Origin of the sequence: Oceanobacillus alkalisoli, from assembly GCF_022213125.1 — a bacterium.
In the GTDB taxonomy this organism is placed as follows: domain Bacteria; phylum Bacillota; class Bacilli; order Bacillales; family Amphibacillaceae; genus Oceanobacillus; species Oceanobacillus alkalisoli.
On the sequence record NZ_JAKNRA010000011.1, the window covers coordinates 55,568 to 78,853 of the forward strand.

Sequence of the window (23,286 nt, forward strand, 5' to 3'; positions counted from 1 at the left end):
TGATAGCACCTCCTAGAATCTATCTCTATTCGGATCGTAATCTATTTGGTTTACAGCTTGCTTATTTCGGTTTTTGTGATTCTTATCGATTTCTTCAACGGTTAGTAAGGATTCGTTTTGCCAGTTTCTTAAGATGCCTTCCGTATATTTAAGTCGTCTAGCATCATTTTCACAAGCAATATTTAATGCCTTTAAAATGACTTCACTGGGATCCTTAAATGATGAATCATCCAACCACAGCAACAACTGTTTTTTTGCATGAATGTTATTCACACCAAATCCGTTTTTATCCCAAAATTTAATAATCTGCGCTACGTCTTTATCTTGTTCTTGTTCTATTTCTATATCTTGTTCTTTATCTCTTTCTAGTTCTTCTTCTGTACCGTCACGTGACGTCACGCTAACGTCATCTGTTTTATCTTCTAGTAATTGCTGTTTCTTTCTTTCGCGATACCTTTTGTTACGCTCTGCATTCAACTTCCTTACACGGTCCATTCCTTCAACATTTTGATGCTTTTCCCAATTTGAAATTCGAATAAAAGAATCGTCATCAATGTGAATCATCCCGAACTCTTTTAGTGTTTTTAAAGCGAGCCTCACTGTATTGAGCGACCTATCGAATATCGTTGCCAGCATCTCTTCTGTATAAGGGACATTTTCGTTCAAATAAATATAACCGTTGGCATTTGTTCTCCCGGCCTGTGAAAGTAGTTTAATCCAAATGATTAGAATGGTATCAGCCTCTGGAAGCTTCTCTATAAGTTTTATTTTTTCATCATCAAACATGGCAGTACTTAACTTAATCCATTTAATGTTGCTCATTTTTTACCTCCAGAATTAAACAGGTTTAAATAATTTCAGGCAATTTAGATGCTTACTTCCCCTCCTACATACTCTTTGAGTAACTTTGGTGAAATATGGTATGTCCATTTACTAGACATTTGAATTGCAATACCAATTGGTAAAATATCCCGTTGTAATCCAATTCGCACAAATTGTTCAGATTTCCCCAAGATCTTTGCTGCCTCAGAAACTTTGATATTCATGCTTTCTTTCTCATCAATACTTGTTTCCAAATCAATCCCTCCAAACGAATTGTTTTATCTTTTATTCAGTTGACAATACTTTTGTCATAGTAAAATACTTCATCGAAACTTAAATCGTTAAAGCTCCGCAGAACACCTGCAATAAACTTACCTCCCGGATTTCTCTTGCCATTCATAATTCGGTTAACAGTAGTTTGCGTAACTCCTACCTTATCCGCAAATTGACTTTGAGAAATATCCTTGTCTTTCAAATACGCCTTCAAAAAGTCTAAATTAATTAAAATGACATTTACATCTTTCAAATGAACCCTCCTTTTACCTTTTGGTAATTACCTTATGGTAATACCTTAACATTAACAATTACCATTTGGCAATACTTTTTTATATTTTCCTTAAATAAATTTCCTTTTGGTAATTATTTTTAGTAATATAAGTGTAGAAGGGTATCAGTGTTTAGGAGAGAAAACTATGACCAATCAATTTGGAGAGTATCTAAAAGCAAAAAGGGATGAAAAAGGTTACACCATCAATCAACTTTCTTTGTATTCAGGTATTAGTGCTGCTCAATTGTCCAGAATCGAAAATGGAAAAAGAGGCATTCCCAAAGCTGAGAATATCCAAAAACTTGCGGAAGCACTATCCATTCCTTATGATGAAATAATGAGGGTGGCTGGTTATTACAAACCAAACAACACCAAGCAAGAGGAAGATCTTCCTGAGCTGTCAGATAAGGAAGAGCGTGATATAGCTAAGGATCTAGAAAAAATGATAAATAACTTATCTAATGATGATGCATACTCACAATTCGATGGAAGGTCGATAGATGAAATGGATAAGGAAGATAGAGAACTACTAATTGCTTCATTGGAAAATTCACTTCGCATGGCTAAACGAATGGCAAAACAAAAGTTTACCCCCAACAAATATAAAAAATAAGGTATTCTATGGCGCATTTAATGCCTAGGAATACAGCAATAAAACTTATTGATAAATATGGAACAAATTGCCCTTTTGAAATAGCAGAGCGTAAAGGTATCATCATTATTTTTGAATCTCTGGGGGATCTTTGGGATACTACACGTGCTACAAAAGGATTCAATCTATCCATATTAATGATAATATAGATGAGACATTGCAAAGGTTTGTCTGCGCTCATGAATTAGGCCATTCGTTATTGCATAAAAGTGAAAATGCACCTTTTTTAAAAAATAACACCTTTTTCTCTACTAATAAAAATGAGGTAGAGGCTAATACATTTGCAGTTGAATTGCTTATTCCAGATAAATGTATTTATGAATTTAAAGATACAAGCGTTACCATAAATGAAGTAGCTCAAACGTATGGCGTTCCAGAAGAAATGTGCAATCTGAAAAAAATTGATCATATAAAGTAGGTATGCAAATATTGCATTCTTTTTTTTAACACATATATAGAACATATATTCTCACATGTCTATCCTGCTGATATGAAAGGTGGTAAGGAAATTGAAAAATCCAAATGGATACGGCTCCGTATGCAAATTATCCGGTAAACGAAGAAAACCATTCGCGGTCATAGTCACTACTGGATGGAATGACGAAGGAAAACAAAGACGGGAGTATCTAGGATATTATAAAAGTAGAAAAGAGGCAATGGTAGCATTAGCTGATTACAATAATAACCCATATGATTTATCAGCTGGCAAGCTCACATTTAAAGAAGTATATGAACGCTTAATAAAAGAACGTTTCCCTAAAATTTCAAAATCAAATCAACTTGGCTATGAAATGGCTTTTAGAAGATCAGAACCTTTACACGATATAAAATTTAATGAAGTCAGGAAAGCTCACCTGCAATCTGTGATTGATAACTGTGATAAATCATGGGGTACAAAGAAAAAAAATAAAAGTATTATTTAATCAAATGTATAAACATGCTTTAGAAAACGATTTAACACATAAAGATTATGCTAGATTTGTCGAGCTTCCAAAAAATGATACAAAGAATTCCAGAAAACCATTTACTTTGGATGAGATTAATATTCTTTGGGAAAACATCGACCGCTTCGATGATATAGATTCGATTTTAATTATGATTTACAGTGGATTGCGTCCTGGGGAACTTGTGGAAGTGAAAAATAAAAATATTCAATTGGATGAAAGGTATTTTCGGGGTGGCTTCAAAACGGAAGCTGGGACGAATAGGGTCATACCTATTCATAAAAAAGTCCATAAATTAATTGAAAATCGTATGGATCCCAATAATGAATATCTGATTACAAACTTTGAGGGAAACAAACTGAGTTATTATGTTTATTATCATGAGAAATTCAAGAAGATTATGCAACAACTAGAATTGAATCATAGACCACACGATTGCAGACATACCTTCGCAACCCTTATGGATAATGCTGATGCAAATAAATTATCAATCAAACGGATCATGGGTCACGCAGCTAAAGATATCACTGATAAAGTTTATACGCATAAAGATATCAAGCAGCTTCTTATGGCAATTGACAGGCTATAAGAAAGCTGCTTTTTGTAGCTTTGAAACAAAGTTTGATCAGAAAGACATGACAAGCCTGGATAATACCCTAATCAAGACGAATCCATTTTGAAAAAAGGATTGATCAAAATGGATTCTCTCTTTGTGAAATGATATACATTTTTTAGAAAAAGGTTTGACCATTTTCCTCCTTTTGGTGTTAAACAAACGCGCCCGATTGTTGTATTGTATTTTTTGATTTTTTCATGAGATAACATTTAAATACAAGTCAATATTATTGACAAAATAATTTAATTGTGCTATAATTTACAGTTATTATATTTTCGTATATAATAAGATTCTCCTGGCCAGGGGAATCTTATTTTTATTATATGGGGGAATCAATGTATGGAGAAAAATGAATCCAGTTTAACTTCCTTAATTTCAGCTTTTGGTCGAGCATACCATAGTAAATATGACACACCAAAGATTTTTGATGATTATATTGCAAAAGATTTAATTACCCAAAAGGAATTTGAAGATATTCGTAAAAACATGATTCAAGGAATTCAATTTTTTAATCATGAAATTGCTATAAAATTTCAAGATCAACCCGATGAAATATTAAAATGGATTACACAAGTTCAACTCTCACCAACTCCATTAGCACGTGCTGCCTATTGTGAAAAAGTATTATTCCATGAGATAGTACTAGGAGCTGAACAATATGTCATTCTAGGAGCTGGATTGGATACATTTTGTTTTCGGAACCCAGAATTAGACCCTAAGTTGGAAATATTTGAAGTTGATTATCCGTCTACACAAGATTTTAAAAGGAATAGGCTAGCCAAATCTAATTATCAAATTCCTTATAATTTTCACTTTGTTCCAATGGATTTCACCAAAGATATTATCCTACAAAACCTTATTGATGAGGGTTTTCAACCAAACAAAAAAACCTTTTATAGTCTCTTAGGTGTTTCCTATTACTTAACAAAAGAAGAAATTTCAAATTTAATTAAAGAATTATTTGCAGAGATTCCATTGGGAAGTTCCATCGTTTTTGATTATGCAGATGATAAACTATTTGAAGAAAAAGGATTGTCTAACCGAGTTCAGAATATGGTGCAAATGGCATCCGCTAGTGGCGAACCAATGAAATCATGTTTTACTTATGACGAAATAGAAATATTGTTAGAAGATGCAGGATTACTTATTTACGAACATTTATCACCCGATGTTATAAATAATAAATTCTTTAGCGATCGTTCGGATTATTTAAAAGCCTTTGAAACGATTCATTACATCCATGCTGTAAAAAAATAATTATTTGTTTAATATCAGCTTACCCCTTAATCCTCTATTTGATTGAGGGGTAGGCTTATTATTAATTATTACACAATCTGGCCCTTTAACGGCGCAATGCTTATTCAACAACTGCGCCCGATTGCAGTACACATTTATTGATTATCCAAGACATCTTTTAATACCTCTGTACCTTCAGGTGATATATCAAAACCGTTGTTTTCGTGACCAACATACATTACTCTACTTTTTTCTCCTGCATTACCAAGCACAAGATGTAATCCGTGGGTTTCCCCATTTTCATAGCGAATTAAAATATCATAATCAGGCTTTTCAGTATCGACATTAACCTTCTGTTCCCTAGCTTCTGCATTTTCCAAAGACTCTTCAAACCTTGATATGGTTGAGTCTTTATCAATTGTTGCAATATAATTTTCGTTTATTCCACCATAGCCACTAGATTTGGAAATGGAAATCGATGAAATATCATCTAACATAGTCATTTCCTTTTCTTGAGATTGGCAAGCAAATAAAAGTAAAGCACAAAAAAACAAAGTAAGTGATAAAGTAATTTTCTTCAAAAATATCTCCCCTAATCAAATTTACCAGCTAATTTTATGCTACAAAATGGCCCGTTTGTTGCACTATCCCAATCCATCTTATTAATGTAATTGTATCAAACTTAATTTCAAAATCACAGCTTCTTTTTCTCTAAATTATTTGTCTGCTACTTGTATGTTACGTGTATGCTACGTGTGAATTTTCCCCTGTTTTTCAAGCACCGCATATACAGTAAAATCCCCCAACCACACGTGGTTGAGGGATTTGCAAATGTTGATTTATTAACGTTTTGAGAATTGTGGCGCGCGACGTGCAGATTTAAGACCGTATTTCTTACGTTCTTTCATTCTTGGGTCACGAGTTAAGTAGCCTTCGCGTTTTAATGTAGCACGATATTCTGGATCAGCTTGTAAAAGCGCACGAGCTACTCCATGACGAATTGCACCAGCTTGACCAGTGAATCCACCACCGTGAACATTAACTAAAACGTCATATGTTCCATCAGTTTCTGTCGCAACTAATGGCTGGTTTAGAATAAGAAGTTGTGTTTCATATGGGAAATATTCTCTTGCTTCACGACCATTGATTGTAATGTTACCTGAACCTGGTACTAAACGTACACGTGCAGTTGATTTTTTACGACGTCCTGTGCCGTAGTATTGTACTTGTGCCAATGAATTTACCTCCTTTAATTACCCACGAAGCTCGTATACTTCTGGTTTTTGTGCTTGATATTTATGCTCTGGACCTGCAACAACGTGTAATTTCTTATACATCTTACTGCCTAATGCACCTTTAGGAAGCATGCCTTTTACCGCAAGCTCAATCATGCGTTCAGGATGCTTTGCACGTAAATCTGCTGCATTTCGCTCTTTGAGTCCACCTGGATGGTTGGAGTGACGATAATACATTTTGTCGTTCTCTTTGTTCCCAGTTAATTCGATTTTCTCTGCGTTGATGACGATGACATAGTCTCCTGTGTCTGCATGCGGAGTGTAAGTTGGTTTGTTCTTTCCACGAAGGATTGTAGCAACTTCACTCGCAAGACGACCTAGACGCTGGCCTTCTGCATCAACAACAAGCCATTTGCGTTCAATGTTCGCTTCATTTGCCATGAATGTTGTGCGCATGTTAGATTTCCCTCCATATATATAAAATCCGTTTCATTTTTTGTATTTTAAGTTTCTTAAAACATAATTAGATTCCGGGGCTAATCATGGTTTAGAAATAAAATGCCATAAATCATAATATAACACAATGGGTAGGTTTGTCAAGGTTTCTCTTCATTTTTCTTTTAAATTAATACCTAAATTAATATTATTTCATTCATAGATGACTCGCATTAAATATAAACCTTCCGGGCCGATCGTTTTACCTACTTTACTGCGGTCCTTTGCAGCAAATAAAACAGGGATGTCCTCTGGCTCCCATTTGCCTTGGCCAACATCCAGAAGAAATCCAGCAAGGATGCGGACCATATTATAAAGAAAGCCATCACCATAAAATATGAAGCGAAGACCAGACTCATCTTCTTCACACGTCACCGTATACAATGTCCTCACTTTACTCCCTTTAACGCTTGTTTTCACCGAAGAAAATGTAGTAAAGTCATGTTTTCCCTTGACATAGTCACATGCTTCCTTGATTTTTCCTATGTTGAGTGCATGCGGGAAGTAATAGGCATACTTTCGGCTGAATACATCCCTTTCCGGCGATGTTTCCACGATGTAATGGTATTCCTTAGCTATGGCACTGAAACGCGCATGGAAGGCTTCTGTGACGATTTCCGTATTTGATAGATGGATGTCCCCGGGGAGTAGTGCATTTAAGGCTTTTTTCCAATTTTCTGCTGGAAGATGAAGCGGCGTATCAAAATGGATTACTTGTCCTTTCGCGTGCACCCCTGTATCCGTTCGGCCGGAACCATGCACGCGAACCACTTTGCCCTTATGCATTTTCTGTAAACACTTTTCCAGTTCTCCTGCTACAGTCCGCTTATCCGGCTGGATTTGGAAACCAGAAAATCCAGATCCATCATAAGCTAACGTACATTTTATTCGTGGCATTTTATCACACTCACCCGTAAGTTCTTGTTAAAAATAGAATCGCTACAACAAGGATAAAAATAAGGTAGCCCATGATATCAAGCTTGGTAACCTTCAATTCACGGAGTTTCGTACGATTATCTCCACCTTGATAGCCGCGAGCCTCCATCGCCATTGCCAACTCCTCCGCCCGCTTAAATGCACTGATAAATAAAGGGACTAGGAGCGGAACAACCGCCTTCACACGTTCTTTTAAAGGTCCCGTGCGGAAATCAACTCCACGAGAGGCTTGTGCTTTCGAAATTTTATCCGTTTCCTGCATAAGCGTCGGGATAAAGCGTAAAGAAATCGACATCATCAGTGCAAGTTCGTGTACAGGGAATTTAAATCGCTTCAATGGGTGCAGCATATCCTCAATTCCGTCTGTTATCTCGATCGGCGTCGTCGTTAATGTCAGAAGGGAAGTGACAAGTATTAAAAGGAAGAAACGGATTGAAATAGCAAATCCTTGAATAATTCCTCCAGAATAAAACTTGAAGATCCCTAATTCAAAAACTACTGTCCCCTCTTTTGTAACAAACAAATGAAGAATAAAGGTGAATATAATCAAAAACCAAACAGGTGTCAGACCCTTCATGATAAAACGAACTGGAACCTTACTCGTAAGCATTGCCGTTAATGCAAACGCAACTAAAATCCCGTAGCTTAGTACATTATTTGCGAAAAAAACGATAAAGACAAAGAAAAAGATAATTGTTATTTTTGTCCGAGGATCAAGGCGGTGAATCAGTGAATTACCCGGTACATATTGACCGATGATTAAGGAGTTATTCATGTTCATCCACTCCTTTTACAACTTGCCGAATTTCTTCTGCAAGTTCTTTCATCGATTGATTATGGAATGGAATTTGTTTGCCGATTTTTTTCTCGAACTTAATCAGGAATTCGACGACTTCTGGAACATCGAGCTGCACACTTTGCAATGCCTCTCTTTGACTGAACACGTCAACAGCCGTTCCTTCCATAAACTTCTTCCCTTTATTTAAAATCAGGATATGATCCGCATATTTCAATGCATCTTCCATGCTATGGGTTACAAGAATAGTCGTCAGTCCTTCTTGCTGATGCAATTCATAGAACATATCCATGATTTCCTTCTGTCCACGAGGATCAAGTCCTGCAGTCGGTTCATCGAGTACGAGGACTTCCGGCTGAATCGCCAATACGCCAGCTATTGCAACCCGTCGTTTCTGACCACCACTCAAATCAAATGGGGAGCGGTCTAACAATTCTTCCGGTAAATGCACCTGACGGATAACTTCCTTCGTCCGTCTTTCTATTTCCTTTTGATCGACGCCGAAGTTTTCTGGACCGAAAGCAATATCTTTTGCGATTGTTTCTTCAAACAGCTGGTGCTCCGGGTACTGGAACACCACACCGACACGACTTCTTAGTTCTTTCATATTTTTCGGTTTCTCTTCATTTGTCAGCTTGAAGTCACCGATATGAACTTCGCCTTCACTTGGAGCAGTAAGCCCATTCAAATGTTGGATTAAGGTCGATTTACCCGAACCAGTATGGCCAATAATTGCCACGAATGAACCAGATGGAATATGGAACGATAAGCCATCGACCGCTTTATGCTCAAAGGGTGAATTACGCTGATAAATATACGTTACGTTTTTGAATGTAATATCCATAGTTCCTCCAGTAGTTCTTCTTGATTTAATGGTTCTTTAGTAAGCTTTAGATCGACCTGTTTTAACCCCTCTGCCAAGATCGCGACAAATGGGACGTCCAGACCAATATCTCTCAGTTCATTACGCTTTGAAAAAATCTCTCTTGGAGTAGCTTCCTCCCATATTTCACCCTGATTCATCACGATGACCCGTTCTGCTTGAACGACTTCTGCAAGATCATGGGTAATCGTAATGAGCGATAATCCGCGCTGTTCACTCAGTTCCGAAACAGTCCCCATAATTTCTTTTCTTCCTTTTGGATCGAGCATAGCAGTCGCCTCATCTAGTATGAGTACTTTCGGCGAAATAGCTAATACGCTCGCGATTGCTACCCGCTGCTTCTGGCCACCGGAAAGTCGATGTGGCTCCGTTAGACGATAATCCGACATCTGAACAGCTTGTAGCGTTTCTTCAATTCGTTTAACCATTTCTTCTCGAGGAATACCACGGTTCTCCATTCCGAAGGCCACATCGTCCTGCACGGTTGCACCAACAAATTGGTTATCTGGATTCTGGAATACCATTCCAACTTCCCTGCGGATATCCCAAATTGTCTCTTCATTCACGATAATGCCATTTATTAAAATCTCCCCTTCTTGGGGAAATAATAAGCCATTTACTAGCTTTGCGATGGTTGACTTACCTGAGCCATTATGTCCGATAATCGCAACAAATTCACCTTCATATATGGTAAATGACAAGTCTTTCAGCACCCAGGGTGATTGCTCGTCATAGCGAAACGAAACATTCCGAAACTCAATTAACTCTCTTCTCATCTAATCGCCTCCTCCGCTCCAATTACGGACCTTTCTATATCTATGTAATAGTATATCTCAATCCAGATAGAGAATCAGCATCTAAATCTCCTGTCAAAGATTTGCACGAAGAAAGGTACTCCACTCTTCTCTACTAATTATAATCCTGATTTAACTTAATTTAGTTTTATTTTATGAATAGTCTAGTTCACATAAATCTCAAGCAGTTCTATCAGCTACCCAAACATATGAAACAGAGATAATTCGGGAACTGAAAAAGGTCTATAACGGCCTAAACACATAAAACAACAGCCATTTGGGAGTTGAAATGCCTCTTCAACGACCGATACTACAAAAACAAAATCCAGTCGGTCGTTGAGGAGCCTCCTCAACACCCTAGCAACAAGAAACTAGCTTCATTCGGGCATTGATCACGAACCCTATCTTTAAAAACTTAGCAGCCAGAAACAGCAGCAATAGCTTATAAACAATTAAAAACTATTGAATGCTTTCATTCAACGTAAGTGTGCGTAACTCCGAAACTTTCTACTGGAAGTCCGCAGTCCAGACACCCCTCGCACCTGCTGAGCGGCCGGCAAGCCTCCTCGCCCTAACGCGCTGCGGAATCTCGCCAGGCCTATCCTCCCGCAGGAGTCTCGAGGTGTCTGGACTGCTACCAGGAAAGGCCGAATTTGAATCCTTGTTTAATGTTCTGGAGAAGTATACTACTTATCGTGACAGAGTAATTTCTATTTAAAATAACCATCTTACCAGTTCAGTTGCCCGGTGGACGGTGACTCCTGCGGGAACAGCACGAGCCTGGAGACCCCGCAGGGCGGAAGCCCGAGGAGCTCTAGCAGTGCCCAAGGATGCGCATCCGTCCACCGGGCAACTGAACGGCGATTAGAGAGCGAACCATGAGAACGTGCAAATCACTTACGCTGAATGAAAACGATACATACTTCACTGACTAGAAATTCTTGCTGAGGTTGCATATAAAACAAAAAAGGGCTTGGATTCACCTCTTTGGAGAGATTTCGTCCTGCCCTTGCCGTTTTTTGATTAAACTAATTCAATGATTGCCATGGGCGCTCCATCACCTTGGCGCTCACCTAGTTTAAGTACGCGCGTATAGCCGCCTTGTCTGTCTTCATAGCGTTTTGCGACATCATCGAAAAGCTTTTGAATTACCGAGTTATCATCTTCTGTTTCTTTATTATAAAGAAAAGCTGCTGCTTGGCGACGTGCATGAAGATCGCCACGCTTTCCGAGTGTAATCATTTTATCGACTACAGATCTAAGCTCTTTCGCTTTTGCTTCTGTAACTTCCAGGCGTTCATGAATAATTAAATCAGATGCAAGGTTACGAAGTAGTGCCATACGATGATCTGTGGTACGTCCTAACTTTCTAGTCATGGACTATCCCTCCTTTTCCCAAAATCTAAAGGTGACTGCTTTAATCATCATTTCGTAAACCTAAATCAAGATCAGATAGTTTTTGTTTTACCTCATCTAAAGATTTACGACCTAAGTTACGTACTTTCATCATGTCCTCTTCGGTCTTCGTTGTAAGTTCCTGAACAGTATTGATGCCTGCACGCTTCAAGCAGTTATATGATCTTACAGAAAGATCAAGTTCTTCAATCGTCATTTCCATTACTTTTTCTTTTTGGTCTTCCTCTTTTTCAACCATGATTTCGACGTTTTGAGCTTCGTCTGTCAACCCGATAAAGATGTTCAGATGTTCGGAAATCACCTTTGCACCTAAAGAAATAGCTTCTTCAGGGCGGATGCTTCCGTCTGTTGAAACTTCAAATGTCAACTTATCATAATCAACAACTTGCCCAACACGTGTATTTTCAACTTGGTAAGTTACACGTTCCACTGGTGTGAAAATCGAATCGACTGGAATGACTCCAATTGGTTGTTCTTCATGTTTATTTTCCTCAGCCGGGCGATAGCCGCGACCGCGTTCAGCAGTCATTTTCATGTACAAGCGACCTTTGCCGTTAACCGTTGCAATGTGAAGATCTGGGTTCATTACTTCAACGTCACTGTCATAAGTCAAATCTGCAGCAGTCACAGTAGCTTTACCCTGGATATCTAATTCTAATGTTTTTGGTTCATCAGAGTAGATTTTAAGTGCGAGCTTTTTTAGATTCAAAATGATCGTTGTTACATCCTCAACCACGCCATCAACCGTGGAAAATTCATGCAATGCTCCATCAATCTGAACTGAAGTAATAGCAGCACCCGGAAGTGAGGACAGTAAAATACGACGCAAGGAGTTTCCAAGAGTGGCACCATATCCACGCTCAAGAGGTTCAACTACGAATTTTCCAAATGTAGCATCATCACTAATTTCAACCGTTTCAATCTTTGGTTTCTCAATTTCAATCATTCAATAAAACCCTCCTTAAAAACGTCAAAACCCCGGTTAGACAGGCGAGTCTAACCGAAATTCCTCAAGTAGGCAGCCCGTGCATTCTTGCACTACCTGTCTTTCCTTTGTACAAACTATCTATCGTTAATAAACGTTGCAGAGTATAATTTTACCATTATAACCCAGTATAGACAGGTTGACAAAATCTATACGATGTTATCCAAAAAGCTAACGAATCAGCCCTTAAATAACCGAACTACAGTGAATTATACACGACGACGTTTTGGTGGGCGACAACCATTATGAGGAACCGGTGTTACGTCAACAATTGCCGTTACTTCTAAGCCTGCTGCCTGAAGGGAACGAATTGCTGCTTCACGTCCTGCTCCGGGTCCTTTAACAGTTACTTCAAGACTTTTCATACCATTTTCAACTGCTGTTTTAGCTGCAGTTTCAGCTGCCATTTGAGCTGCAAAAGGAGTAGATTTACGAGATCCTTTGAAACCTAATGCACCTGCTGAGCTCCAAGATACGGCATTACCTTTTTCATCCGTAATCGTTACAATTGTGTTGTTGAATGTAGAACGGATATGTGCAATCCCAACTTCTACTTGCTTTCTGACACGACGTTTGCGTGTGTTTGTATTACGAGCCATCTAAAATGTGCCTCCTTTCAATTATTACTGTTTCTTGTTAGCCATTGTTTTACGTGGGCCTTTACGCGTACGAGAGTTGTTCTTTGTTTTTTGACCACGAACTGGTAAACCGCGACGGTGACGTACACCTCTGTAAGATCCGATTTCGATCAGACGCTTAATGTTGAGGGATACTTCACGACGTAGGTCCCCTTCAATCGTAACAGACTCAACTGCCCGGCGGATACGTCCGAGTTCATCTTCCGTTAGATCGCGTACACGAGTATCTTCAGAAACGTTTGCTTCTTTAAGAATTTGCTTTGCAGTCGTTTTGCCGACTCCGTAGATGTACGTTAATGAGATAACGACTCGTTTATCACGTGGAATATCAATACCTGAAATACGTGCCAAGATCATGCACCTCCTATTTTAGCCTTGTTTTTGTTTATGTTTTGGATTTTCGCAAATCACCATTACTTTACCTTTTCGCTTAATTACTTTACATTTTTCGCAAATCGGTTTTACAGATGCTCTTACTTTCATCCTTATTACCTCCTTTAATATCGGAGCATTATTTATAACGGTACGTAATTCGACCTCTTGTTAAATCATACGGAGAAAGTTCAACTGTAACCTTGTCACCTGGTAAAATTCGGATATAGTGCATACGAATCTTACCGGACACATGCGCTAAAACGGTATGACCGTTCTCGAGTTCGACATGAAACATTGCGTTCGGCAGTGTTTCCGTTACAGTACCTTCTACTTCAATAACATCATCTTTTGCCATTCGTTTGATCTCCTTCCTTTAAATCAGTCACAAGCCCAAGTAATTGTTAGGATGGTAAATCGCAATTTCCCAATTGTGACATGATCAGTTTCTAGAAGGCTATTGGGATATCTGGAGAAAAGCTTTGAGCTCTATGCCATAATAGCCTTGAGCTACATCTGCTTCGATTTACTCCATCCGCTAATAAGATGTACCAATCATCCACAAAAGTGGGATCTGTGTACGTTACGTTTAAGCTTTCAGATGAGCTTTAAAGTTATAGCTATCTGTAAGTTACTACGCCCTTCATTATAACGTCAGAAAGCCAGAATTGCACCTAATCTGGTCATCCCATGTTACGCTTTGTTATCCAGTATTTCCCGAATTCCCTGGAAAACAATCTCAATGTCTTGATCTCCATTTACTCGAGCGAGATATCCTTTATTCTCGTAGAAATCGAGTAATGGTTGCATTTGTTCGAGGTTTACAGCTAAACGATTTTTCACCGTTTCTGGTTTATCATCATCACGCTGGATTAATGCTGAACCATCTTTATCACAAATTCCTTCCTCTTTCGGAGGGTTCAGTTTCACGTGATAAGCTGTTCCACAAGTTGGACAAATTCGCCTGCCAGATAAACGCTCCACTAAGTTTTCTGCTGGAACATCTACATGTAATACGAAATCGATCGATTCATTTAATTCGGAGAGTATCTCTTCCAAACTTTCTGCCTGGGCAATCGTTCTTGGAAAGCCGTCTAAAAGAAATCCATCTTTACAGTCGTCTTTCATTAGACGTTCTCTCACAATTCCAGTCGTTACTTCATCTGGAACAAGTGCACCTTGATCCATAAATTCTTTCGCTTTTTTCCCCAGGTCTGTACCTTCTTTAATTGCTGCTCGGAACATATCCCCTGTAGAAATATGAGGGATGTTATATTTTTCATTTATTTTCTCTGCCTGTGTACCTTTACCAGCACCAGGTAGACCCATTAAAATCAAATTCAATTAGTTTCCCCTCGCTTCTTCAATGTCGGCAGGATATTACTTAATAAATCCTTTGTAGTGACGTTTCACTAGTTGGCCTTCAAGCTGCTTCATTGTTGTCAATGCGACCCCTACAACGATTAGTAAGCTCGTTCCGCCGATTTGTACGGATTGTGGCAAGTTCGCAATACTTCCTAATATAATAGGCAGGATGGAAACAGCAGCTAGGAAAAGCGCTCCTACAAATGTCAGACGCTTCATTACGCGGGATAAATAATTTTCCGTATTATGTCCTGGACGGATGCCCGGAATATATCCACCTTGTTTCTGCAGATTCTCTGCCATCTGCTCTGGGTTCACCTGAACAAATGTATAGAAGTAGGTGAACGCAATAATTAGCGCTGTATAGATAACCATTCCGATCGGTTGCGTATAATCAAAAATCATCATAATCGTACTTGCAAAAGAATTCCCCTCATAAAAACCAGCGACTGTCGTTGGTGCTACCATGAAAGCAACTGCAAAGATGACCGGAATTACCCCGGCAGCATTCACTTTAATCGGTAGATGAGTAGACTGACCTCCAACCGGTGAGCGGTTAACGAGTCGTTTTGCGTATTGTACTGGGATTTTTCTCAGTGCCTGGTTGACGTAAATGACACCAACAGTTACTGCGATGATGACAAGTACAATGATAGATACGATAATAATGTTGATGAATAAGTCGTCCCCGGCATTTACGAAATACTGGCTGAATAGTTGGTTAACCCCGTTTGGTACAGCTGCAACAATTCCTGCGAAGATTAGGATGGAAATTCCATTTCCTACTCCGTGAGCAGTAATCTGTTCACCTACCCACATCAAGAATGCTGTTCCCGCTGTTAATGTCAGGGCAATTATCAGGAATTTCACAAAATCTGGGTCTTGGATTAGTAAGCCGCCTGCCATAGCATTGAAACCAATTGACATGACGATAGCTTGAATGAATGCAAGCCCAACTGTACCATAGCGTGTGACTTGAGCAATTTTCTTACGGCCCATTTCTCCTTGTTTCTTCCACTCTGTAAACTTCGGTACAACATCCATTTGCAGAAGCTGCATAATGATAGATGCCGTGATGTAAGGCATAATCCCCATTGCGAATATAGAGAAGTTCTGTAATGCCCCTCCACCGAATGTATTCAGAAATCCGAATACGTTTTGCTGATCTGACATGAATTCAAGTGCTGCTCGATCTGTGAATGGTACAGGAATAAATGTGCCTAGACGGAAAACAATGAGCATCGCAAGCGTGAAAAGTATTTTCCGTCTAATGTCAGCAACACGCCAAAAGTTGGAGATTGTGCGAAACATTAGATCACCTCAGTTTTACCGCCCGCAGTCTCAATCGCTTCTTTTGCAACTTGAGAAAACTTATGAGCTTTTACTGTGAGCTTTTTCTCAATCGTGCCATTACCAAGTACTTTAATACCTGCATTTAATTTGCTTACGACACCTTCTTCAAGTAATAGCTCAGGTGTAACTTCAGTGCCTTCTTCAAATTGATTTAACTTATCTAAGTTTACAATTGTATAATCTTTACGGTTGATATTTGTAAAGCCACGTTTAGGTAAACGTTGGAATAAAGGTGTTTGTCCACCCTCAAATCCTGGACGTGTGCCACCGCCGGTACGAGCTTTTTGCCCTTTCTGTCCGCGGCCGGAAGTTTTTCCGTTTCCTGAAGACATTCCGCGGCCAACACGGTTTCTTTCTTTACGAGTACCTTCGTTTGCTTTTAGTTCATGAAGTTTCATCGGAGCACCTCCTTATCTTTAGTATTTCTTACGCTTCATTAACGTCTAATAAGTGGGATACTCTATTAATCATACCACGGGTTACTGGTGTGTCTTCAAGTACCACTGTTTGACGGATTTTCTTTAAGCCGAGTGCTTCAACAGTTCTGCGTTGTACTTCAGTTCCGCCAATAACACTGCGTTTGAGGGTGATTTCTAATTTGTTAGACATATTGTTTCCCTCCTTATCCTAACAGTTCTTCAACAGACTTTCCACGTAGTTTCGCTACTTCTTCTGCTGTTTTCAGATTTTCTAACCCATTGATCGTTGCACGAATCACATTAATTGGAGTGCTTGCTCCGTGTGATTTTGTAAGAATATCGCCTACACCTGCAAGTTCTAAGACCGCACGAACTGGTCCACCGGAGATAACTCCAGTACCTTCAGTAGCTGGTTTCATCATTACGTTACCAGAACCAAAACGTCCAATAATATCATGTGGAATCGTAGTTCCTACAAATGGTACACGAATTAAGTTCTTCTTCGCATTGTCTACTGCTTTTTTGATTGCTTCTGGTACTTCTTGCGCTTTACCAGTACCGAAACCGACATGGCCGTTCTTGTCGCCGACTACAACCAATGCAGCAAAACGCATGCGGCGTCCACCTTTAACAACTTTAGAAACGCGGTTGATGGATACAACACGTTCTTCTAAATCTAATTTGTTCGCATCGATTTGATTATTCATTAAAATGGTAACCTCCTTTGTCGATTAAAATTCGAGACCTGCTTCTCTTGCAGCCTCTGCTAATGCTTTAACGCGTCCATGATACAAGTAGCCTCCACGGTCGAATACTACTGATTTGAAGCCTTTTTCAATTGCGCGTTTTGCGATAGCCTCTCCTACTTGTTTCGCAGCTTCAACATTACTGCCTTGCGTGATGTTCAATTCTTTATCAGCAGTAGATGCGCTCGAAACCGTAACACGATTTTCATCATCGATTAATTGTGCGTAGATATTTTTATTAGAACGGAATACGTTTAGACGTGGACGTTCAGCAGTTCCGAATACGTCTCTGCGTACACGTGCATGTCTCTTTTTTCGCATTTCATTTCTAGCTGGTTTTGTGATCATCAAGGTCACTCCTTTCTCACCTAACTAATCTTACTTAGCAGTTTTACCTTCTTTACGGCGCACATATTCGCCAACATAACGAATTCCTTTACCTTTATAAGGCTCCGGCGGGCGGATTGCGCGGATATTCGCTGCAACTGCACCAACTAATTCTTTATCGATACCTTTTACGGTTAATTCAGTGTTTTTGGGAACGTCAATTTCAATTCCATCGATAGCATCAATTTCTACCGGATGAGAATATCCTGCGTTAACTACTAGTTTGTTGCCCTGCTTTTGTGCACGGTAACCAACACCCGTAATTTCAAGTGATTTTTCGAAACCTTTTGTAACACCTTCGACCATGTTTGCAATCATTGTACGGCTCGTTCCGTGTAGGGAGCGATATTCTTTTAGATCACTTGAACGCTCTAATGTTATGACGTTATCTTCCATTTTAATTGCGATATCTTGATGAATTTCTTTAGAAAGCTCGCCCTTAGGTCCTTTAACAGAAACCTTATTACCTTCAAGCTTCACTTCTACCCCTTCTGGGATTTCAATGGGTTTTAATCCTATACGAGACATTTTCTGCACCTCCTTGGGTTAAAAAATATTACCAGACGTATGCAAGCACTTCGCCACCGACTTGTTGGCTGCGAGCTTCTTTGTCAGATAGTACACCTTGTGAAGTAGACACGATTGCAATACCTAATCCGTTCAACACTCGTGGTACTTCATCAGCTTTTGCATAGACACGTAAACCTGGTTTACTGATACGTTTAATTCCTGTAATTACTTTCTCTTGGTTTGCACCATATTTCAGGAAAATACGCAGTACACCTTGTTTGTTGTCTTCGATATATTCATAATCCTTAACGAAACCTTCACGTTTCAGGATGTCAGCAATTTCTTTTTTAATTTTTGAAGCAGGAAGCTCCAATTTTTCATGTTTTACTGTAACCGCATTTCGAATGCGAGTAAGCATATCTGCGATTGGGTCTGTCATTACCATACATCATTACCTCCTTCCCAAATTGGGGTTTACCAGCTTGCTTTTTTGACACCAGGAATTTGACCTTTATAGGCAAGTTCACGGAAACAAATACGGCAAAGTTTAAATTTACGAATTACAGAATGTGGACGGCCACAACGCTCACAGCGTGTATATTCTTGTACTTTATACTTCTGTTTACGTTTTTGTTTTGCGATCATTGATTTTTTAGCCACTATTTTCCCTCCTTATTGCTTGGAACTTATTTTTGGAAAGGCATGCCTAACTCAGATAAAAGTTCACGAGCTTCTTCGTCTGTATCAGCTGTAGTTACGATAACGATATCCAGTCCGCGCACTTTACTTACCTTATCGTAGTTAATCTCCGGGAAAATAAGTTGCTCTTTCACACCTAGTGTGTAATTTCCACGTCCGTCAAAAGCATTTTTAGAAATACCGCGGAAGTCACGTACACGTGGGAGTGAAACCGCAATTAGCTTTTGTAGAAACTCATACATACGCTCACCACGAAGGGTTACCTTTGCGCCGATTGGCATTCCTTCACGTAAACGGAAACCTGCAATTGATTTCTTCGCACGAGTAATAAGTGGTTTTTGACCAGAGATTAATGATAATTCTTCAACAGCACTATCCAATGCTTTTGAGTTTTGTACCGCATCACCAACACCCATGTTGATTACGATCTTTTCGACTTTCGGTACTTGCATAACAGATTTATAGTTAAATTTATTCATTAAAGATGTAGTAACTTCATCTTGAAACTTTTCTTTTAATTGGTTCATCATGGCGCCCTCCTTTCAACTAGAAACTTATTTATCTAACGCTTCTCCGGATTTCTTCGCAATTCTTACTTTCTTTCCGTCACGAACTTCGTAGCCAACACGAGTTGGTTCACCGGATTTAGGGTCAATTGGTAATACATTGGACACGTGAATCGCAGCTTCTTGATTTAGAATACCGCCTTGTGGGTTTTCTTGAGAAGGCTTCGCGTGTTTCTGTACCATGTTGACTCCTTCGACAAGTACACGGTCTTTCTTCGGATACACTTCAAGGATTGTACCTTCTTTGCCGCGGTCTTTCCCGGCTAATACTTTTACTTTATCACCTTTTTTTACATGCATGCTTGACGCACCTCCTTAGTAACGAAAGATTCACTTATAATACTTCTGGAGCAAGAGATACGATTTTCATGAATTTAGCATCACGTAATTCACGTGCAACCGGACCGAAGATACGAGTACCTCTTGGGCTTTGGTCATCACGGACAATTACTGCAGCATTTTCATCAAAACGAATATATGAACCATCTATACGACGCGCACCAGATTTAGAGCGAACGATAACTGCTTTCACGACGTCACCTTTCTTGACAACGCCTCCTGGTGTTGCTTTTTTCACTGAGCAAACTACAACATCGCCAATATTAGCAGTCTTACGGCCTGATCCGCCTAAAACTTTAATTGTCTGTAGTTCACGAGCACCAGAGTTATCTGCAACTTTTAATCGACTTTCTTGTTGTATCATAACACTGTTACCTCCCTTCGGATCTGTTCCGAATCAACTTAAATTAGATAATGATCGCTTCTTCTACGATTTCCACTAGGCGGAAACGTTTTGTAGCTGAGAGTGGACGTGTCTCCATAATGCGCACGATGTCACCAGTTTTTGCTTGGTTGTTCTCATCATGTGTTTTGAACTTTTTGGAGTACTTAACACGTTTACCGTATAATTTGTGAACTTTATATGTTTCAACTAGTACAGTAATTGTTTTGTCCATTTTGTCAGACACCACGCGGCCCGTGTATACTTTACGATTATTACGTTCAGACATACTTGATTAAACCTCCTTCTTCAAGTCAGTTATTTGCGGTTAATTCACGTTGACGTGCAACGGTTTTTAAACGAGCAATTGATTTACGAACTTCACGAATACGTGCAGTGTTTTCCAACTGACCTGTAGCAAGCTGGAAGCGTAAATTAAATAATTCTTCTTTTAGTGATTTTACCTTTTCATCAATTTCGGCAGTGGTTAGTTCTCTTATTTCTTTAGCCTTCATTGCTTTCACCACCAATTTCTTCACGTTTTACAAATTTCGTTTTAATCGGTAATTTGTGAGATGCAAGTCGTAGGGCTTCACGTGCTACTTCTTCATTCACTCCTGCGATTTCAAACAAAATTTTCCCTGGTTTTACTACTGCTACCCAGCCTTCTGGAGCACCTTTACCGGAACCCATACGTACTTCTAATGGTTTAGATGTATAAGGTTTATCCGGGAATATTTTGATCCATACTTTACCGCCACGTTTCATGTAACGAGTCATTGCAATACGGGCAGCTTCAATCTGACGACTTGTAATCCAGCTAGCTTCTGTAGCTTGTAGGCCGTAATCTCCGAATGATACTGCAGTACCGCCTTTTGCTTGGCCTCTCATTTTACCACGGTGTTGTTTACGATATTTTACACGTTTAGGCATTAACATACAAAGTGCCCCCTTCCTTAGTTTTCTTTTTTAGTTGGAAGGACTTCCCCACGATAGATCCACACTTTAACGCCGAGCTTACCGTACGTTGTATCAGCTTCAGCATGAGCATAATCGATATCAGCACGTAATGTGTGTAGTGGTACTGTTCCTTCACTGTAATGTTCTGCACGAGCGATGTCTGCACCGCCAAGACGTCCAGATACTTGTGTTCTGATTCCTTGTGCACCTGCACGCATTGTACGTTGGATAGCTTGTTTCTGCGCACGACGGAATGAAATACGGTTTTCTAATTGACGTGCGATGCTATCTGCAACTAGTTGCGCATCGAGGTCAACCTTTTTAATTTCCACAATATTGATGTGAACTCTCTTACCAGTTAATTTATTTAACTCTTTACGTAGAGCTTCAACTTCTGAACCGCCTTTACCAATTACCATTCCTGGTTTACCAGTATGAATCGTAATGTTCACTCGGTTTGCTGCGCGTTCAATCTCGACAGAAGAAACAGCAGCAATCTTTAAGCGGTTATCAAGGAATTCTCTGATTTTAATATCCTCATGTAGTAAGTCTGCATAGTCTTTATCAGCGTACCATCTTGACTCCCAGTCTTTAATGATTCCTACGCGAAGACCCGTTGGATTTACTTTTTGACCCACTAACTACCCCTCCTTCTTTTCAGTTACCACAACTGTAATGTGGCTTGTGCGTTTATTAATTTGACTTGCACGTCCTTGAGCACGTGGACGGAAACGTTTCAATGTAACACCTTCATTTACATATGCTTCAGAAACGACTAGATTGTCTGTGTCCATCTCGTAGTTGTGTTCTGCGTTTGCGACTGCAGAGTTCAGCACTTTCTCTACGACTGGGGAAGCACTGCGGTGTGTGTTCTTTAAGATTGCGATAGCTTCACCGACATTTTTTCCTCGAATTAAATCAACGACTAAACGTACCTTACGAGGAGCGATACGAACCGTTTTTGCAACAGCTTTTGCTTGCATGCGAAGTAGCCTCCTCTCAAATTAGCGATTTGTTTTCTTATCGTCACCAGAGTGTCCTCTAAATGAACGAGTTGGCGCGAATTCACCTAATTTATGTCCAACCATATCTTCTGTTATATAGACCGGAACATGTTTACGCCCATCATATACTGCGATTGTATGACCAACAAAAGATGGGAAGATTGTAGAACGGCGAGACCAAGTTCTAATCAGTTGCTTCTTGTCACTCTCGTTCATTTCATCCACCTTTTTCAATAGATGGTCATCTGCGAAAGGTCCTTTTTTCAAACTACGACCCATGGATAAACCTCCTTCCAGAGTTTAGAGACGGGTTATTCGTCTCCCGTCCTATTCATTTATTTTTTACGTTTACGAACGATATATTTATTAGACGGCTTGTTGCGTTTGCGTGTCTTGTAACCAAGAGTTGGTTTGCCCCATGGTGATAATGGTGATGGCATACCGATTGGTGAACGTCCTTCTCCCCCACCGTGCGGGTGATCGTTCGGATTCATAACAGATCCGCGAACTGCCGGGCGCTTGCCTAACCAACGAGAACGTCCTGCTTTACCAACACGGATTAGTTCGTGTTCAATGTTTCCAACTTGGCCGATTGTTGCACGGCAAGTGCTTAGCACTAAACGAACTTCACCTGATGCTAAACGAACGAGTGTATATTTCCCTTCACGTCCTAGAATTTGCGCTTCTGCACCGGCTGAACGAGCTAATTGACCGCCACGACCTGGTTTTAATTCTACGTTATGAATAATGGTTCCTACTGGAATGTTTTCAAGTGGTAGTGCATTACCTGTTTTGATATCAGCCTCAGCACCTGATTCAACTACTTGACCTACTTGAATTCCTTTAGGAGCTAAAATATAACGTTTCTCTCCATCTGCATAATGAACTAATGCAATGTTTGCTGTGCGGTTCGGATCGTACTCAACTGTAGCAACGCGTCCTGGTATTCCATCTTTGTTTCGTTTGAAATCGATGAGACGGTATTGACGCTTGTGACCGCCACCTTGATGACGAACAGTAATTCTACCTTGGTGGTTACGTCCAGCTCGTTTATTGAGTGGAGCTAATAAGGTTCTTTCTGGGGTATCCGTAGTGATTTCTGTAAATGAAGATACAGACATGTTACGTCTACCATTTGAAGTTGGTTTAAACTTCTTAATCGCCATCTTTTTTCCCTCCTTCACATAAA

General features: G+C 39.6%; 39 protein-coding genes and 1 pseudogene. 5 read left to right on the plus strand and 35 right to left on the minus strand.

Annotation, left to right across the window (positions count from 1 at the left end; all coding sequences use genetic code 11):
• Window positions 1-12 precede the first annotated feature (12 nt).
• Genes L3V42_RS13480 through L3V42_RS13490 form a run of 3 tightly spaced genes read right to left on the minus strand, consistent with a single transcriptional unit; the run spans window position 13 to window position 1,348 of the window.
• Entirely contained in the window at window positions 13-822 is an 810-nt protein-coding gene (locus L3V42_RS13480; protein ID WP_238472211.1) for a phage replisome organizer N-terminal domain-containing protein, read from the minus strand.
• Window positions 823-866: 44 nt separating this feature from the next.
• Window positions 867-1,076: a hypothetical protein gene (locus L3V42_RS13485; RefSeq protein ID WP_200411717.1), complete on the minus strand. Its 210-nt coding sequence runs from the start codon at window positions 1,074-1,076 to the stop codon at window positions 867-869.
• Window positions 1,077-1,111: 35 nt separating this feature from the next.
• The gene (locus L3V42_RS13490; protein WP_077356198.1) at window positions 1,112-1,348 is read right to left on the minus strand and encodes a helix-turn-helix transcriptional regulator; all 237 of its coding nucleotides are present in this window, start codon (window positions 1,346-1,348) and stop codon (window positions 1,112-1,114) included.
• A gap of 166 nt (window positions 1,349-1,514) precedes the next feature.
• On the opposite strand from L3V42_RS13490, the gene L3V42_RS13495 reads away from it, so the two are divergent.
• The 5 genes and pseudogenes from L3V42_RS13495 (at window position 1,515) to L3V42_RS13515 (ending at window position 4,838) form a co-directional block, all read left to right on the plus strand.
• Window positions 1,515-1,982: a helix-turn-helix domain-containing protein gene (locus tag L3V42_RS13495; protein ID WP_238472212.1), complete on the plus strand. Its 468-nt coding sequence runs from the start codon at window positions 1,515-1,517 to the stop codon at window positions 1,980-1,982.
• Window positions 1,983-1,990: 8 nt separating this feature from the next.
• A pseudogene (locus L3V42_RS13500) lies at window positions 1,991-2,439 on the plus strand (ImmA/IrrE family metallo-endopeptidase).
• A gap of 91 nt (window positions 2,440-2,530) precedes the next feature.
• Window positions 2,531-2,944: a hypothetical protein gene (locus L3V42_RS13505; protein WP_238472213.1), complete on the plus strand. Its 414-nt coding sequence runs from the start codon at window positions 2,531-2,533 to the stop codon at window positions 2,942-2,944.
• A gap of 4 nt (window positions 2,945-2,948) precedes the next feature.
• On the plus strand, window positions 2,949-3,554 hold the full coding sequence (locus tag L3V42_RS13510; protein WP_238472214.1) for a tyrosine-type recombinase/integrase: 606 nt from the start codon (window positions 2,949-2,951) through the stop codon (window positions 3,552-3,554).
• A 366-nt stretch (window positions 3,555-3,920) separates the two neighbouring features.
• Window positions 3,921-4,838: a class I SAM-dependent methyltransferase gene (locus L3V42_RS13515; RefSeq protein WP_077706763.1), complete on the plus strand. Its 918-nt coding sequence runs from the start codon at window positions 3,921-3,923 to the stop codon at window positions 4,836-4,838.
• 134 nt (window positions 4,839-4,972) lie between these two features.
• On the opposite strand, the gene L3V42_RS13520 is transcribed toward L3V42_RS13515, so the two are convergent.
• The 32 genes from L3V42_RS13520 to rplB all read right to left on the minus strand — a co-directional run bounded on the left by L3V42_RS13520 (window position 4,973) and on the right by rplB (window position 23,263).
• The gene (locus L3V42_RS13520; protein ID WP_235763026.1) at window positions 4,973-5,398 is read right to left on the minus strand and encodes a YhfM domain-containing protein; all 426 of its coding nucleotides are present in this window, start codon (window positions 5,396-5,398) and stop codon (window positions 4,973-4,975) included.
• A gap of 261 nt (window positions 5,399-5,659) precedes the next feature.
• Window positions 5,660-6,052, minus strand: coding sequence for a 30S ribosomal protein S9 (gene rpsI / locus L3V42_RS13525; protein WP_235763025.1), 393 nt, complete (start codon window positions 6,050-6,052; stop codon window positions 5,660-5,662).
• Window positions 6,053-6,070: 18 nt separating this feature from the next.
• Complete coding sequence (gene rplM / locus L3V42_RS13530) at window positions 6,071-6,508, minus strand: 50S ribosomal protein L13 (protein ID WP_235763024.1); 438 nt, start codon at window positions 6,506-6,508, stop codon at window positions 6,071-6,073.
• A 192-nt stretch (window positions 6,509-6,700) separates the two neighbouring features.
• On the minus strand, window positions 6,701-7,444 hold the full coding sequence (gene truA / locus L3V42_RS13535; protein ID WP_235763023.1) for a tRNA pseudouridine(38-40) synthase TruA: 744 nt from the start codon (window positions 7,442-7,444) through the stop codon (window positions 6,701-6,703).
• 10 nt (window positions 7,445-7,454) lie between these two features.
• Window positions 7,455-8,258, minus strand: a complete 804-nt coding sequence (locus tag L3V42_RS13540) for an energy-coupling factor transporter transmembrane component T family protein (protein WP_235763022.1) — start codon at window positions 8,256-8,258, stop codon at window positions 7,455-7,457.
• Complete coding sequence (locus L3V42_RS13545) at window positions 8,251-9,123, minus strand: energy-coupling factor ABC transporter ATP-binding protein (protein WP_235763021.1); 873 nt, start codon at window positions 9,121-9,123, stop codon at window positions 8,251-8,253. Before L3V42_RS13545 ends, L3V42_RS13540 begins: the two co-directional genes overlap by 8 nt.
• Window positions 9,099-9,938 carry an energy-coupling factor ABC transporter ATP-binding protein gene (locus tag L3V42_RS13550; RefSeq protein ID WP_235763020.1) on the minus strand — a complete coding sequence of 280 codons (840 nt, stop codon included), beginning with the start codon at window positions 9,936-9,938 and terminating at the stop codon, window positions 9,099-9,101. Before L3V42_RS13550 ends, L3V42_RS13545 begins: the two co-directional genes overlap by 25 nt.
• A 1,041-nt stretch (window positions 9,939-10,979) precedes the next feature.
• On the minus strand, window positions 10,980-11,333 hold the full coding sequence (gene rplQ, locus L3V42_RS13555) for a 50S ribosomal protein L17 (protein ID WP_235763019.1): 354 nt from the start codon (window positions 11,331-11,333) through the stop codon (window positions 10,980-10,982).
• A gap of 40 nt (window positions 11,334-11,373) precedes the next feature.
• Window positions 11,374-12,318, minus strand: a complete 945-nt coding sequence (locus tag L3V42_RS13560) for a DNA-directed RNA polymerase subunit alpha (RefSeq protein WP_235763018.1) — start codon at window positions 12,316-12,318, stop codon at window positions 11,374-11,376.
• Between the two features lie 248 nt (window positions 12,319-12,566).
• Window positions 12,567-12,956, minus strand: a complete 390-nt coding sequence (gene rpsK / locus L3V42_RS13565) for a 30S ribosomal protein S11 (protein WP_235763017.1) — start codon at window positions 12,954-12,956, stop codon at window positions 12,567-12,569.
• A 24-nt stretch (window positions 12,957-12,980) separates the two neighbouring features.
• The gene (rpsM, locus tag L3V42_RS13570) at window positions 12,981-13,346 is read right to left on the minus strand and encodes a 30S ribosomal protein S13 (protein ID WP_235763016.1); all 366 of its coding nucleotides are present in this window, start codon (window positions 13,344-13,346) and stop codon (window positions 12,981-12,983) included.
• A gap of 18 nt (window positions 13,347-13,364) precedes the next feature.
• Window positions 13,365-13,478 (minus strand): 50S ribosomal protein L36, encoded by a 114-nt coding sequence (gene rpmJ / locus L3V42_RS13575; protein WP_010095733.1) that lies wholly within the window; start codon window positions 13,476-13,478, stop codon window positions 13,365-13,367.
• A 28-nt stretch (window positions 13,479-13,506) separates the two neighbouring features.
• Window positions 13,507-13,725, minus strand: coding sequence for a translation initiation factor IF-1 (gene infA, locus L3V42_RS13580; RefSeq protein WP_156857249.1), 219 nt, complete (start codon window positions 13,723-13,725; stop codon window positions 13,507-13,509).
• 335 nt (window positions 13,726-14,060) lie between these two features.
• Window positions 14,061-14,711, minus strand: a complete 651-nt coding sequence (locus L3V42_RS13585; protein WP_238472215.1) for an adenylate kinase — start codon at window positions 14,709-14,711, stop codon at window positions 14,061-14,063.
• A gap of 36 nt (window positions 14,712-14,747) precedes the next feature.
• Window positions 14,748-16,043, minus strand: a complete 1,296-nt coding sequence (secY, locus tag L3V42_RS13590; protein ID WP_235763014.1) for a preprotein translocase subunit SecY — start codon at window positions 16,041-16,043, stop codon at window positions 14,748-14,750.
• Window positions 16,043-16,483 carry a 50S ribosomal protein L15 gene (gene rplO, locus L3V42_RS13595; protein WP_235763013.1) on the minus strand — a complete coding sequence of 147 codons (441 nt, stop codon included), beginning with the start codon at window positions 16,481-16,483 and terminating at the stop codon, window positions 16,043-16,045. Before rplO ends, secY begins: the two co-directional genes overlap by 1 nt.
• Before the next feature lie 28 nt (window positions 16,484-16,511).
• Window positions 16,512-16,694, minus strand: coding sequence for a 50S ribosomal protein L30 (gene rpmD / locus L3V42_RS13600; RefSeq protein WP_156857253.1), 183 nt, complete (start codon window positions 16,692-16,694; stop codon window positions 16,512-16,514).
• A gap of 13 nt (window positions 16,695-16,707) precedes the next feature.
• The gene (rpsE, locus tag L3V42_RS13605) at window positions 16,708-17,211 is read right to left on the minus strand and encodes a 30S ribosomal protein S5 (RefSeq protein ID WP_235763012.1); all 504 of its coding nucleotides are present in this window, start codon (window positions 17,209-17,211) and stop codon (window positions 16,708-16,710) included.
• A gap of 24 nt (window positions 17,212-17,235) precedes the next feature.
• Entirely contained in the window at window positions 17,236-17,598 is a 363-nt protein-coding gene (gene rplR / locus L3V42_RS13610; protein ID WP_235763011.1) for a 50S ribosomal protein L18, read from the minus strand.
• A 30-nt stretch (window positions 17,599-17,628) separates the two neighbouring features.
• Entirely contained in the window at window positions 17,629-18,165 is a 537-nt protein-coding gene (gene rplF, locus L3V42_RS13615; protein WP_235763010.1) for a 50S ribosomal protein L6, read from the minus strand.
• Window positions 18,166-18,193: 28 nt separating this feature from the next.
• Complete coding sequence (rpsH, locus tag L3V42_RS13620; protein ID WP_235763009.1) at window positions 18,194-18,592, minus strand: 30S ribosomal protein S8; 399 nt, start codon at window positions 18,590-18,592, stop codon at window positions 18,194-18,196.
• 29 nt (window positions 18,593-18,621) lie between these two features.
• On the minus strand, window positions 18,622-18,807 hold the full coding sequence (locus L3V42_RS13625; RefSeq protein WP_156857258.1) for a type Z 30S ribosomal protein S14: 186 nt from the start codon (window positions 18,805-18,807) through the stop codon (window positions 18,622-18,624).
• Window positions 18,808-18,833: 26 nt separating this feature from the next.
• Entirely contained in the window at window positions 18,834-19,373 is a 540-nt protein-coding gene (rplE, locus tag L3V42_RS13630; RefSeq protein WP_235763008.1) for a 50S ribosomal protein L5, read from the minus strand.
• A 27-nt stretch (window positions 19,374-19,400) separates the two neighbouring features.
• A complete protein-coding gene (gene rplX / locus L3V42_RS13635; RefSeq protein ID WP_235763007.1) occupies window positions 19,401-19,712 on the minus strand; it encodes a 50S ribosomal protein L24 in 312 nt (103 codons plus the stop codon).
• A gap of 34 nt (window positions 19,713-19,746) precedes the next feature.
• Window positions 19,747-20,115, minus strand: coding sequence for a 50S ribosomal protein L14 (gene rplN / locus L3V42_RS13640; protein WP_156857261.1), 369 nt, complete (start codon window positions 20,113-20,115; stop codon window positions 19,747-19,749).
• 43 nt (window positions 20,116-20,158) lie between these two features.
• Window positions 20,159-20,422, minus strand: a complete 264-nt coding sequence (gene rpsQ, locus L3V42_RS13645; RefSeq protein ID WP_235763006.1) for a 30S ribosomal protein S17 — start codon at window positions 20,420-20,422, stop codon at window positions 20,159-20,161.
• Between the two features lie 25 nt (window positions 20,423-20,447).
• The gene (gene rpmC, locus L3V42_RS13650; protein WP_156857263.1) at window positions 20,448-20,648 is read right to left on the minus strand and encodes a 50S ribosomal protein L29; all 201 of its coding nucleotides are present in this window, start codon (window positions 20,646-20,648) and stop codon (window positions 20,448-20,450) included.
• The gene (gene rplP / locus L3V42_RS13655) at window positions 20,638-21,072 is read right to left on the minus strand and encodes a 50S ribosomal protein L16 (protein ID WP_235763005.1); all 435 of its coding nucleotides are present in this window, start codon (window positions 21,070-21,072) and stop codon (window positions 20,638-20,640) included. Before rplP ends, rpmC begins: the two co-directional genes overlap by 11 nt.
• Before the next feature lie 17 nt (window positions 21,073-21,089).
• Entirely contained in the window at window positions 21,090-21,731 is a 642-nt protein-coding gene (gene rpsC / locus L3V42_RS13660) for a 30S ribosomal protein S3 (RefSeq protein WP_235763004.1), read from the minus strand.
• Between the two features lie 3 nt (window positions 21,732-21,734).
• Window positions 21,735-22,076: a 50S ribosomal protein L22 gene (gene rplV / locus L3V42_RS13665; RefSeq protein WP_238472216.1), complete on the minus strand. Its 342-nt coding sequence runs from the start codon at window positions 22,074-22,076 to the stop codon at window positions 21,735-21,737.
• A 21-nt stretch (window positions 22,077-22,097) separates the two neighbouring features.
• The gene (gene rpsS, locus L3V42_RS13670) at window positions 22,098-22,376 is read right to left on the minus strand and encodes a 30S ribosomal protein S19 (RefSeq protein ID WP_156857267.1); all 279 of its coding nucleotides are present in this window, start codon (window positions 22,374-22,376) and stop codon (window positions 22,098-22,100) included.
• A 56-nt stretch (window positions 22,377-22,432) separates the two neighbouring features.
• Entirely contained in the window at window positions 22,433-23,263 is an 831-nt protein-coding gene (rplB, locus tag L3V42_RS13675; RefSeq protein ID WP_235763002.1) for a 50S ribosomal protein L2, read from the minus strand.
• Window positions 23,264-23,286: the final 23 nt, after the last annotated feature.